The following is a 12244-nucleotide window of genomic DNA, read 5'->3' on the forward strand; positions in this document are numbered from 1 at the left end:
GCCGGCTGGGTCATTGGCGGAGGAGGGGCGATCGTGCATCAGATGCAATAATCACTGCGTTACACGACATAATCTCCGTTATCGGCGTTGAAACAACGGGAGTAGAAGTAGCTGCGAGAACTACCGTCCCGCGATGTACCCAACGTTTGCGCAGGTCAGAACACGCATTGACGAGGAAGAAAGTGTTCTCGGCTCGGACTTGAATTTGCGCCCGGATCCCTTGCGCCTGTAGGTTTCCTGCATCTAATGCATGTTTCCATGGTTTAGAGGTCGTTGTGAGTGGTGCCGTTCCGGGTTTTGTCCCGCGGATGCTGGTGGATCCGGACATTGGGCTGTTCCGGGCTGATGAACGTGTTTTTACGGCCATGCTGGATGGCTGGCGGGCACAGATGCTTGCCCGTGGCCTCACGGCGGACACCATCAAGCAGCGTTGCCAGCTGCTGGAGCGTTTTCAGCGGTTCATGGGTGAATTTCCGTGGCAATGGCGCCCCGCGGACATCGATGATTTCCTGGCCGATCTTCTGCTTCGAGTGGAACAGGCCACGGCACACCACCGATGATGCCGTCCCGGCGAAGAAGCGGTCCTTCACCAAGGCGGAACTGCAGCGGCTTTTCGACTACATCGATGACCTTGTCGACCGTGAATACGCCGCCGGCAGCAAACGAGGGCCCGGATCTTTGGGCGATGAGGCTCTCAATCAAATCTAGCAAGTCAGTTCAGGCTACGCCCGGAGAATACCCCAGCCAGGTGTGAACATCCTTAGCTACCCATTACTCCCTGTCACATCCTCGCCCGGGCGCAACAGCGCTTCCGGTATGAGGGATACGCGCTTGATGGACGCCCTGAAACGATACTAATCAGGGCGTCCTGGAGCGGGTGACGGGCTAGTGCCGAGGAAGCAGACGACCGGATAGTGCATGCGTGTGCCTACCGTCATCCACTGTAATTATCCCGTTCACGAACACGTATCGGGCCGCCGTTGAGTATGTCGCTGGAAGGGCGAAAGTGTTTGTAGAGCGAAGCATGCCAGGGTCAAACACTGCGATATCAGCGTGCATCCCCTCCCGTATCTCTCCCCTGTCAGTGAGCTGGAAGTGATCGGCGACCATCTTGGTCATCTTGTGGACCGCCTCAGCGAAGGTGAGCACGTTGTTGCGCAGAACGTGATGCGACAAGTAATGCGTATGCCCATAAAAGAACAGTGGATGCCGCGTTCTTGCCTCCAAGGGACCGTCCTTTCGACTGGTGTAGGCATCGACACCGAGAAGGAACAGCGGATTGCTGATGGCTTCAGCTAGGTGATCATCGGTGAACAGTTCGCCGAGCAGTTGAACTTGATGCAGGTTCTCCCCGGCCGCGACAAGAATGTCGAAGTAGCAGTCCCATTCTGTTTTGCCGGTGAGTTCGGCGATCCGGGGAAAGGAAAGACCCTCGAGACGCGACGAACCCGGGCTTGATGCCAAGGTCACTCGCTCCCATTCGCCTGCGTGCACAAAACGCCAATACCTGTCGGAATCCGCCTCTATCTCGCGCCTGGCTTCCGGGTCCCTGAGCAAAGTCACAGTCGCGGCAGGTGACGTTGCCAAAGCCCAGCTTGGAAGCAAGCCGGTGGCCAGGCCGATACCGCTGGGAAACGGGGTCATGTCGGCGAGGACGTCCAGCCCCTTGCTGCGTTCGTCACTGAGTCGTCGGACCGCCTGGCGCCAAGCGCCTGGTGCTGTCCCTGTGCCGTGGCGGACGTTGAGGTGCGAGACCTGTGCCCTGTTACCACCGGCCCGGGCAATAGCGAAGAACTCATCTACCGCTTTGGACAGGTGCTTGTCGCGATTGCGGATGTGGCTTGCATAAATACCGTCATAGCTGCCGCAGACACGGTTGAGGCCCATGAGTTCGTCCGTTTGGGAGAAGCGGCCCGACCCATACTCGAGACCTGTTGAAAAGCCGATAGCCCCGGACTCCATAGCTTCTCGCAACAGTGCCTTCATCACTGTATCTGCGTCCTTGGCAGGGTCATCGGAGACAACATGGAATGCAGCCGTCCTGAGGGCGGTATGCCCGACCAACCAGGCCAGATTCTGCGAGGTCCCTTTACCGTGGACCGTTTCGAGCAGCTCTCCGAAAGACCTCCATGTAACAGTTCCGCGGTACCCGATGTTTGTCAGGTCACTTTCTGTCGCCGGCACGGATTGCTCAGTCAACGGACCATAGGTGACACCGCAGTTGCCTACCACCTCGGTGGTCACGCCTTGGTGCAGCGTGCTGAAGGCATATCGGTTTGCCAGGATGGACCAGTCGCTGTGGCTATGCGGATCGATGAGGCCGGGGGTCACGATGAGGCCACCAGCATCGATTGTTCGTTGGGCCGGTATTTCTATGTTTGGCGCAACCATAGCTATCTTGCCGTTGAGTACCCCAACATCGAAGAATGCACCTTCCGCGCCGGTCCCGTCGTAGAGAAGCCCTCCTTGGATCAGAACATCGAGCATTGCACCCCCCCTCTGCCGCTGATTTTCGAGGGGGGCGTCATCAATTTGTTGGTGGACCGTTCACTCATGCTCATAGAACCTTGCTCAGGAACTCGCGTGTCCGGGTGGCGCGCGGTGCGCCAAAGATTTCCCCCGGGCTGCCTTCTTCAACGATTACGCCCTGATCGACATAAATCACACGGTCAGCTACTTCCCGTGCGAAGCCCATTTCGTGCGTCACGACCACCATTGTCATGCCCTCTGCAGCCAGTTCCTTCATGACTGAAAGAACTTCCCCGACAATCTCGGGGTCAAGAGCTGATGTGGGTTCGTCGAAGAGCAAGACGCGCGGTCCCATGGCCAGGGCGCGCGCGATAGCGACACGTTGTGATTGCCCCCCGGAGAGTGCGCTCGGGTATGTGCCCGCCTTTTCAGCCAGGCCGACCTTTCTGAGTAAATTGCCGGCCTGTTCCTGGGCCTTTGATTTGCTGAGGCCCAGCACCTTTTGAGGGGCGAGGGCGACGTTTTCGAGTGCGGTGAGGTGGGGAAATAGGTTGAAGTGCTGAAATACCATCCCCACTTCTCGTCGGATAAGAGATATTTCCCGGCTTGTTTTAGTAGCGGTGAGGGTATGCCCATTGACTACTACACTTCCACCGGTGGGCTTTTCGAGCCCGTTAAGGCACCGCAGGAGGGTGCTCTTCCCCGAGCCTGAGGCACCTATGATGCAGACAACTTCTTGATCTCGGACTTGGCAGGAAATGCCCTTGAGGACTTCGAGGTGCCCAAAGCTGAGATGTAAATCGGTAACGGTGATCATCTGGTGTCTCCAAGCTTGAGGGTGAGGGCATCTGTTATCTGTACCTTGGGCGATTGAACATTCAATCGCCGTTCCAGGGCTCTACCGAGTGAAGAGAATAGATAGCAGATAACGAAGTAAAATGCCCCAACGATTAGATAGATGAGGATAGGGTCAGCTGTCAGCGAGCTGACGACGTTGCCAGCTCTGGTTAGTTCGACAAGTCCGATGACCGCGACCAGAGAGCTGTCCTTGATGAGGACGACCAGGAAGCCCACCCCCGGCGGCACCATGATTTTTGCAGCTTGGGGAAGCACAATGTGCTGATACCGTCGCCGGGCACTCATTCCCAAGGCATCAGCTGCCTCTGTCTGGCCTCGTGGAACCGCCAGAATGCTGCCACGAACTATCTCACCGATGTATGCGGCGGCGAAGATGGACAGGGCGAGCACCGCTGCCCAGTACTCCGGCAGGTATTGCCCCGGAAACAGCAATGGAATTCCAAAGAAGACAAAGAAGATAATGAGCAGCACGGGAATGCCGCGCACTATGGTTACGAATGTTGCGCTGACCAAACGGGCCCACCACGGTCCTCCTGTGCTCATCAAGCCAAGCGCGAAGCCGAGCGCCGTGCCAATCACAGTGGACAAGAGGCAGATTTGAACCGTGACCAGAAGGCCTTCGAAGATAAGGGGGAAGTGCTGCCAACCGAATGCTTCAAACATGACTATGCAACCCTCCACTTGATTACGCGCGTTTCAATGAACCGCGACCCTTGCGCCATGAAGAACGACACCGCAAGGTAGATTGCGCCGCCGACAACCAATGCCTCAATGGTGCGGAACGTCGTGGACGAAATTCCCATCATGACGTGTGTGAGGTCGGGTACGGCGATGATTGAGGTAATTGACGAAGCAAGAAACAGCAGGATCGTCTGGTTCGTCAAAGAAGGCAGAACGTTGCGGGTGGCGGGTGCCAGCAGGATATGACGAAAGGTGAGCATCCTCGACAGTCCGAGCGCACTGGCAGCTTCCTTCAGACCCTTTGGCACAGATTCGAAGCCCGCCCGATAAATTTCGGCGGTGTACGCGGCGTTGTTGAGACTCAACGCGATAAAGCCCGCCCAGAGCGGATCCAGGTTGACGCCCACATCAGGAAGCGCGAAGTAGATCAGATATAGCTGGAGGAGCAGAGGAGTGTTCCTGATGACCTCGATGTAGCTGCCGGCCACATGCCGTACCACGCCGGATCTGCTCATCTTCCCTGCACACAGGGCAACGCCGAAAGAACCACCAAACACCACGGCTCCGATAGTCAGGTAGACGCTGATCCAAAGCCCGTGGAAGAGATCTGGGGCGTAAGGGAACAAATCCCCGAAGTAGAGCTCCATCAGAGACTCCGTTGGCTGCGTTGGAGGACAGTTTGGGGCGAGGTCACTTGATCAGCTCCGGGATGTCAGTCCCGAGCCACCTGTTGTAAGACTCGTTCGCAGCATCGGTGATGTTGTAGTTGCGGATGAAGTTGTTGAGGTAGTTCAACCATTCCTGATCGCCCATCTTCACGCCGAAAGACACCAGCGAGGGGCTCAGTTGCGGCGCCTGGAGAACTTTGAACTCTTTGGCGCCGTTCCGAACGATCTCCGCAATCACGGAATTGCTTTCCATCAGCGCGTCGACTTTTCCGCTGCGCATGGCCTGAATTGAGTCGGCTACGGACTCGAAGAGGCTTGCTTTGGCTTCAGGGAATTGTTTTTCGAGGATCGTGGCCGGCACACTTCCCCGGGTAGCGGCGACAGAGCGGCCCTTCAAGTCCTCGTAGGAATCAATATCGCTTCCCTTCGGCACCAGAACCAGTTGGCCCTCCGATGCATAAGGACTGCTCATGGCTACTACTTGGGCCCGCTCGTCCAAATTGGTCAGAGCAGCGATGATGACGTCGACCTTGCCAGTTTCCAGCATGGGGATACGGCTGGCATTTGTTGTGCTGACGAACTCGATTTCGGCTCCGAGTGACGAAGCAAGCGCCTTCGCCTTATCAATGTCGAAGCCTTCGTACTGTCCCGAACTGGCCATCACGCCGTAAGGAGGTGCGTCTGAGAAGACTCCAACCTTGATCTTTTTTGATTTCAATACTTCTTGAAGCTTGCTCGGGGAACTGCCCTGGGCCGCTCCCGAGGACGTGCATCCCGAGAGTGCGAGCATCGCTGCCACGAACAGACCTAGAACTTTTACATGCCTAATGCGCATCGAATTCTCCTTGACGAACGGAGCGGCCCTAGTGATGGAGGCCACAAATAGCGAGCATAGATTATTTATAAACTACAATCAAGGCGCTGTTGGGGCTACCCCTTACACGGAAACGGCGCGCGTAGAATCACCAGACGGACCAAAGTGGCTAGGGCCGACCAACCGCGAAAAGAAGACATGAAGGTGATCGTGGAAGGGCATGTACGTGAGAATGGCGGCGCCCGCCGATCTTGCCTAGACTCGACCACGGCCCTGAAAATTTCGAAGTCTCTGCCCAGGCAGGACAACGCCATACGTCATCGCGAGCCGGATCGGGCTTGCCATGGAAACGCGGCTAAGTAAGCTTGGCGCTTCGCCAGAAGCTTGACCCACTTCCCGCAGTGTGGCGTCCTGTCTATGGTCGATTGCGGCAACCAGGCTCTGGCGGAGCCTAGGCTTGTCAGGCAAACGCGCGCTGGCACTCTTCCAGGAGACGCCCGCTGTCGCGATCGAGCATATCGACGCGGAAAACGGTCATCCCGGCGAGCCGCGCGGACTCTTCGCCAATACTGCTGTCTTCGATAGCCAAACAGACACCAGGCGCCGCCCCCAATTTGGCCGCAGTGAGCAAGAGAGGTCCGGCGCAGGCTTGGCGTGGAGCACTTCATCCAATGTGCTACTGAGATGCATCGGCAGCGAAGGTTTTACATGTGACAGCGCGCGATCAAGGCGCTCCCTGAGGCTTGGTGGCGATGCCGATAGGGATCCCCTCTCCCGCCAGCCAGTGCAGTGTCTGGCGGGCGTCGGGAAAGACGTCGACTCCTGTGGCCATCAACCTGTTCAGGAATGCCGTATAGGCGCGGTGAACGGTCTTCTCGGGCAGGAGCTTTCTTCCTTGGGCGAACTTCCGGTAACAGGTCGGAAATGTTCGCCCAGTCCCCCATGCAAGCTCCGAGGATGTTACGGGATATCCGTAAGAATTCAACGTTTTGGCCCAGGTTTCAGCGCATATCGGTTCTGTGTCCAGGATCGTGCCGTCGCAGTCAAATATCGCCACTTTTACCTTCTGCTGGGGCAGAGCAGAAGGCAGTCCGAGCCCACCGGCGCGGTTTCCTGTCGCTGGTCTTTTTCCGATGACGTATCAATCCCGCCTTTTGATGGTGCATTGGGGCCCCACAGTCAGAGCGATGGAGCGCCCACAGCAGCCACCAACTACAGCGCGAGGCCCCCGGCCGCCGCCTTTTCGCCCGCAGCAAGCAGCCTCTCGGCACTGCCGACGATATGGTCATGCACTTTCCTGCGGATTTCTTCTTCACTGCCCAAGCGGAAGGCATCAATAAGGACCTGATGTTCCTGGGGAATGGCCCGCATATCGGAGTGGCGCTCCGAGAGCCTGTAGATCTGCATTCTTATCCGCGGTTGCACATTGTTCCAAAGTTGCAGGGCGTGGCGTGACTTTGACGAACGGATGATGAGTTCGTGAAACTCTACGTCCAGGTCATTCGCCGCCTCCAGGTTGGCTGCCCCTGTAGCTAGGTGCATCTGGTCCACAATTGCCTGCAGTTGTTCCAGTGTCTCCTCTTGACCAGGAATGAGAGAGCTGCGTACGTTTCGATGGCAAGCCTGACAGGCAGAAGAACTCCTAAAGGGTCGGCTTCGGTAACGCTCTCGACGAAGACGCCTCGGTTAGGAATATCAGAGCGCATTGACGAGGAAGAATATGTTGTCGGCTCGGACTTGAATTTGCGCTCTACGGACGCCAGGACGTCTGGCTATTTTAGCTTGTCTCCCTCGGGCTCGTTTGCGAGCTACAGGGCAATCCCGACAACGCTCTTCTGTGAATAATCTATAATAGGGCGTCGCGCGAATTGTGCCAGCAGCCAGTGGGGGTGTAGCAGTCGGGGCCAGTGCGTCATCGTTCGACCCGGGACGCGGGGATCGGGTCCCGAACCGTTGCCAGTAAGTAATTGACAGGCTCACGGCGAGAGCCACGACTGTGAAGGTCGCCAAAGCTGACAAAATGATGACGAGCGCGCCGACAACGAAGACAGCTATGACCGCCAGGTACACCAGCAGCCGGGAATCAAACATCGTTCGTGGTCCTCATAGTTGCACCTTGGTCCTGACGGGAAGAGCAAGGACCAATGCCCTGCCGCGTAGATGACCCACGGCATACCGGTCGGGTTGGGTGGGATCGTTGTCTTCGATGACGTCAAGCTTGAAGCAGTTGCGCCAGACATTCTTGGTACCCGGCCATCACGTCATCGAACGAGAGTAGATGCAATCCTGAGTAGACGGCTACCGCCCCGTGCGGAACGGGCAAGTCATCCTTCACGGAGCACAGCAAAGGTTCGCAGCGATGCCCTTTGCTCTCTAGCGTGGCCAGACCCCATGGATGGGCGGCCGGTGAGGTCGCTATTCCGACGGATTCCAGCTTGTCGGCAAGGAGGTTGGGCGTGATGGCCCTCCAACACGCCAGGAACCGGCTAGCGAGAAGGTCGATCCTTTCCTCATCTTTGTCGTCGTAGGCGCATAACAACTCTTCGGACAGCGCGTCCCACGCGGCGGTGTCCCGGACGAGCAGGTGGGCATCTCGGACCCGGTCAGTAAGTGTCTCCAATGCGGGCATACAAGCTCCTTCGTAGTTGGCATGGTGTGCCCTGAAAAGTTGTTGGCTTGCCGGCCACTCACGGTCTAGCGGACAGCCACCTGGGTGCTCTATAGCGGGTGTAACGCTATAACCCCGCCACCCGGGCAGTTTTGCAGAAGCTGCCGCCGGATCAGGAGACCGTTCCTGACTACGTCCTTTCAAGGCCGTCCAGCCCGGCAACCGTGTTTTCAGAAGTTGCCGCAATGGGTGCGTCCTCAGCGAGGGCCGCGCGGGTCAGGTCCTTCTTCTCAAGGTACTTGTGCCACCAGCGCAGGGCGTGGTCCACCACGATGCCAAGAACCACTGCGAAGGCCACAGCAATTCCGACGCCGAGGAGCGGGTTGTGGTGCACCCATTGACCCGCGAGCAGGCCAATACCGATCGAGTAGCCCACCCACGTGATGCAGGCGAAAGCGTCCAGCCAGAAGAAGGTGCGATGGCCGAATCCGGTTTGTCCTGCCACGTAGTTCACCGCTACCCGACCCCACGGAATGTAGCGCGCCGTGAAAATCAGTACGGCGCCCCGCTTGTCCAACTCGTACTGCGCCCACGCAAACATTTTCTGGACCTTTGGACGCCGCATCCACCTCCACCGCGTCAAGCCGATCTTGCGTCCCAACATGTAAGCCATGTTGTCGCCCGCCATGGCACCTACCAAGGCAGTTGCACCCAGAATCCAAAGATTCGGTTCTCCGCTGTGAAGGGACAGCGCCGAGAGGCCCACGATAGCTGTTTCACTGGGGAGAATAGTGGCAAATCCGTCAATGAAAAAGAAGACAAGAAGTACCGGGTATATCCAGGGCTGCCCGGCTGCATGCTCGAGCATTTGATTCAAAAACTCCACGCGGGGGTAGCTCCTAGACGAAGATGATTCGATGCTGAGGCGGTTGCTTCACGGCCCCTTGGCTCTAGATCACACGGATAACTTGCTTGGGATTATGCGGTAAACGCTACCGGCGGGTGACCGTTTGCTCTTCCCCCGCCGGGCTGATCTTAGGGGGCCTTTGCTGTCATACCGTGGGTGGAGTCGGAGCGTCTTCCTCAGGGGTGTCTTTGCCGTCGAGAGGGTCAGATCCGCGGATTTTGCTGATGATGAGGTCGATGATGATTCCAAGGATCACGGCTACCACGATGGCTATGAGGGCACCCACGAGGTGGTTGTCCTCGAACCAGACACCGAAGAAGTAACCGAGGATCACCGAATACGTGGCCCACAGGATGGCTGACATGGCGGTGAGCGCTACAAATTTGCAGTGGTTGAAGTGCGTGGCGCCAGCCGTAAAGTTTACGGCCACCCTGCCGATGGGGATGAACCGGGCCACCATGATGAGCGAGGCTGAGCGGCGTCGAAGTTCCTTGCCAGCCCAACGGAAGGCGCCCTGCATTCGCTGGGTGCGCATCCACCGCCACCGTTGGATGCCGATGCGGTGGCCAATGATGTAGGCGACGTTGTCCCCGGAGAACGCCCCGATGGCTGCCACCAGGCCCAGCAGCCACACGCTTGGTGAGCCGCTGCTGCCGGAAACGGAGCTCAGGCCCACCACCACGGATTCGCTGGGGATGGGCGGGAAGAAACCATCTGTCACGCAGCAGGTCAGAACCACGAACAACACCCACGGCTGTTCCGCCGCAGTGAGGATGAAATCGTTGATGTCTTGCACAGCTCACTCCCATGGTTTGGTCGGCTATCCAAAGATGTCCGTTCAGAAGCGCTTGGGATCCGAAGGCGTGGCAGGTGCTCCGTAGGCCATGGTCTGTGGAAAAGGCCGTGCTAAATCCAGAGCGCCACCGGACCCGGCAACTGTGACAATCGAAACTGACAACTCTCGGGGATATGTGGAACGCGGTAGGACCTACAACTCGATTTCGATATCGGTCCGGCGAACTCCTAGCCGGATTGGCCGCCCAGATTACAGACAACTCAGTTGCATGACCGCCGCCATCAAATTGCACGTGTTGATACTCTTGATTAGGGCTTGACGCGTCGGGAACTCAGTTATACCTGCTGATTTCGCCCCTAAGTTATTCATCTTGAAAACAAGAATGGCCGGAGTCAGGTTCGCCGGTGGCTAGATGTACTAACCCGGTAGCTTGTTGACGCGGCTGGCTGGTGAGGCGCCTTTGAGCGCGGTGTGTGGCCTGGTGTGATTGTAGTGCTTGATGAAATCGGGGTAACAGGCCTGTCGTTCGGCTTCTGAGGTGTAGGGCCGGGCGTAAGCCCATTCTTCGAGAATGATGCGGTTGAAGCGTTCGACTTTGCCGTTGGTTTGGGGTCGGTAGGGTCTGGTGCGTTTGTGGCTGATGCCGGCGTCGGCCAGGACCTGGGCGAAGGCCTTGGATCGGTAGCAAGCGCCGTTATCGGTGAGCACGCGTTGGATCTTCACGCCGTGGGCGGCGAACGCGGCAATCGCGTTGGCCATGAAGGCCGAGGCGATCTCTTTGGTCTCGTCGGGCAGGATCTCGGAATAGACGTAGCGGGAGTGATCATCCACGGCGTGGTGAATGAACGTGTACCCACGAAGCATTCCCCGGTTCTCACGGGTTCCTTCAGCGAGATTCCGGGCGCGGGCATTGGCTTGCCCGGCCACCCGGCCCAAGCTGCGGTGGCCTCCACCATTGGGGATCCTGCCGAGCTTCTTCACATCGACGTGGATCATCTCCCCTGGCCAGGCGTACTCATAGCGGCGGGCGCGTTCCTGGCGGATCCTAATTCCCGTTGAACGGTCTGTGAAGCGCAGCGGCGGGCAGTGGTAGCGGTGGAGGATGCGGTGGACCGTGGAGATGTTCAGATGCAGGTGGTAGGCAATCCTGGCGGGCCCCCAACGTTTGGATGTCCGTAGACCAACAACTCTGCGCTCTGTCCGCGCCGCACTTCGGTGCGGACAGCTCAGTGGCCGGCTGGAACGGTCCTGCATGCCGGCTTCGCCGAGCTCGACATAGCGCTTGACCCAGCGGGCCGCCGTTGGTACCGAAACGTTGAACCGTTCGGCGGCCCGGCGCAAAGGCCAGTGGCCATCGACCACGCACCGGGCCAGCTTCAGACGACCGGCAGGGGCAAGGATCGCGTTAGAGTGGGACACGAGGACCTCCTGGTATGTGTGATTGCTCTCGACAAGCTCCACACAACACCCGGAGGTCCTCTTTATTGCGTCAATTCCAAACCCGTGTCACCAACCAACCGGGACAGTACAACTAGACCTCGAACGCGGCGACGACTACGGAGTAGCCATTCCCGCCCCTCTCCGATTAGACCTGAGTAAAGGTCCGTTCGGGTTGAGGCGTCGATTCTCGGTCGGCCGGACGTCGGGTCAGCTTGCTTCCTTCGATGTCGACGTCCGGGAGGATCCTAGGCATGGCGTGGTGGCGTTGCTGAATGGACGAGGACATGACGTTACAGCCGCAGTCGGCAACACAGGTGACCAGATGATGCTTTGGCCTTGGATCGCCGGGACGTCATCATTCGGGATAATCGGATGCCGCCCGAATTTAGGGATGAGGGAGTTCGTGCAGGCTTTGACCATCCGCACCCGGATTCCCGGTATGGGCTTGCTGTTGTTCGCCCAGTATGTGGAGACGCGCTACGCCACTTTGTTGCTCGCGGGCGACCCGACAGGAATCGGGTATCTCCTCAAGAACAGCGTTGTTGATATGCCGGCGTTTGTTGCCGCCTTGGAAGAGATTGCTTCGGGAAAGACCGTTCTCGGGCCGGAAGTCGCCACGCAATTGGTACGTGGCGCTTATGCCCACAAGGGCTTGGACCGGCTGAGTTCCCGCGAGGTTCAGGTCTTGGAGCAGATGGCTCAAGGGATGAGCAATGCTGGCATCGCGCAGAAGCTGCACCTGTCCATTGGTGGAGTCGAGAAGAACATCAGCTCCATCTCTTTATGAAGTTGGATCTATCCCAAAGCCAGATCGAGCACCGTCGCGTGCTGGCTGTCCTTCGGTTTCTCCAAAGCTGAGACGTGGAACGGCAGCAGAATAGGACGGCGTGAAATGGAGGACCCTCGCCTTCTGCCCAGGCTTCCTTACAGACGCGGCTTGACTATGTGCTCAAGGCGTTCGCCAGCTCGGGGATACCGTGCTCGGGAAGCTCCCATCGCAGGT

General features: G+C 58.0%; 14 protein-coding genes. 1 reads left to right on the forward strand and 13 read right to left on the reverse strand.

The features are described from left to right. Positions 1-263: 263 nt before the first annotated feature. The 13 genes from A477_RS23245 to A477_RS0104640 form a co-directional block, all read right to left on the reverse strand. Entirely contained in the window at positions 264-593 is a 330-nt protein-coding gene (locus A477_RS23245) for a hypothetical protein (RefSeq protein WP_157367035.1), read from the reverse strand. 292 nt (positions 594-885) lie between these two features. Then, positions 886-2487 (reverse strand): N-acyl-D-amino-acid deacylase family protein, encoded by a 1602-nt coding sequence (locus A477_RS0104585; protein ID WP_017197845.1) that lies wholly within the window; start codon positions 2485-2487, stop codon positions 886-888. 70 nt (positions 2488-2557) lie between these two features. After that, positions 2558-3286 carry an amino acid ABC transporter ATP-binding protein gene (locus A477_RS0104590; protein ID WP_017197846.1) on the reverse strand — a complete coding sequence of 243 codons (729 nt, stop codon included), beginning with the start codon at positions 3284-3286 and terminating at the stop codon, positions 2558-2560. Next, positions 3283-3990, reverse strand: a complete 708-nt coding sequence (locus A477_RS0104595) for an amino acid ABC transporter permease (RefSeq protein ID WP_020372792.1) — start codon at positions 3988-3990, stop codon at positions 3283-3285. The genes A477_RS0104590 and A477_RS0104595 overlap by 4 nt, the downstream gene beginning before the upstream one ends. A 2-nt stretch (positions 3991-3992) precedes the next feature. Further along, on the reverse strand, positions 3993-4655 hold the full coding sequence (locus A477_RS0104600) for an amino acid ABC transporter permease (RefSeq protein WP_017197848.1): 663 nt from the start codon (positions 4653-4655) through the stop codon (positions 3993-3995). A 43-nt stretch (positions 4656-4698) separates the two neighbouring features. After that, positions 4699-5511, reverse strand: a complete 813-nt coding sequence (locus A477_RS0104605) for a transporter substrate-binding domain-containing protein (RefSeq protein WP_017197849.1) — start codon at positions 5509-5511, stop codon at positions 4699-4701. 439 nt (positions 5512-5950) lie between these two features. After that, positions 5951-6079: a hypothetical protein gene (locus tag A477_RS23835; RefSeq protein WP_286130194.1), complete on the reverse strand. Its 129-nt coding sequence runs from the start codon at positions 6077-6079 to the stop codon at positions 5951-5953. A gap of 135 nt (positions 6080-6214) precedes the next feature. Then, positions 6215-6547, reverse strand: coding sequence for an HAD family hydrolase (locus A477_RS23950; RefSeq protein ID WP_017197851.1), 333 nt, complete (start codon positions 6545-6547; stop codon positions 6215-6217). Between the two features lie 155 nt (positions 6548-6702). Beyond that, positions 6703-7032 carry an FCD domain-containing protein gene (locus tag A477_RS0104620; protein ID WP_237715721.1) on the reverse strand — a complete coding sequence of 110 codons (330 nt, stop codon included), beginning with the start codon at positions 7030-7032 and terminating at the stop codon, positions 6703-6705. 670 nt (positions 7033-7702) lie between these two features. Next, on the reverse strand, positions 7703-8119 hold the full coding sequence (locus A477_RS0104625; protein ID WP_017197853.1) for a hypothetical protein: 417 nt from the start codon (positions 8117-8119) through the stop codon (positions 7703-7705). 169 nt (positions 8120-8288) lie between these two features. Continuing rightward, positions 8289-8966, reverse strand: a complete 678-nt coding sequence (locus A477_RS0104630; RefSeq protein ID WP_017197854.1) for a VTT domain-containing protein — start codon at positions 8964-8966, stop codon at positions 8289-8291. A 184-nt stretch (positions 8967-9150) separates the two neighbouring features. Then, positions 9151-9801 (reverse strand): DedA family protein, encoded by a 651-nt coding sequence (locus tag A477_RS0104635; RefSeq protein WP_017197855.1) that lies wholly within the window; start codon positions 9799-9801, stop codon positions 9151-9153. Positions 9802-10218: 417 nt separating this feature from the next. Beyond that, on the reverse strand, positions 10219-11220 hold the full coding sequence (locus A477_RS0104640) for an IS481 family transposase (protein WP_026005356.1): 1002 nt from the start codon (positions 11218-11220) through the stop codon (positions 10219-10221). 412 nt (positions 11221-11632) lie between these two features. Between A477_RS0104640 and A477_RS23655 the strand changes: the two genes are divergently transcribed. After that, entirely contained in the window at positions 11633-12028 is a 396-nt protein-coding gene (locus A477_RS23655) for a LuxR C-terminal-related transcriptional regulator (protein WP_017197857.1), read from the forward strand. Positions 12029-12244 lie beyond the last annotated feature (216 nt).

The sequence above is a fragment of the Arthrobacter sp. M2012083 genome (genome assembly GCF_000281065.1).
GTDB lineage: Bacteria > Actinomycetota > Actinomycetes > Actinomycetales > Micrococcaceae > Arthrobacter.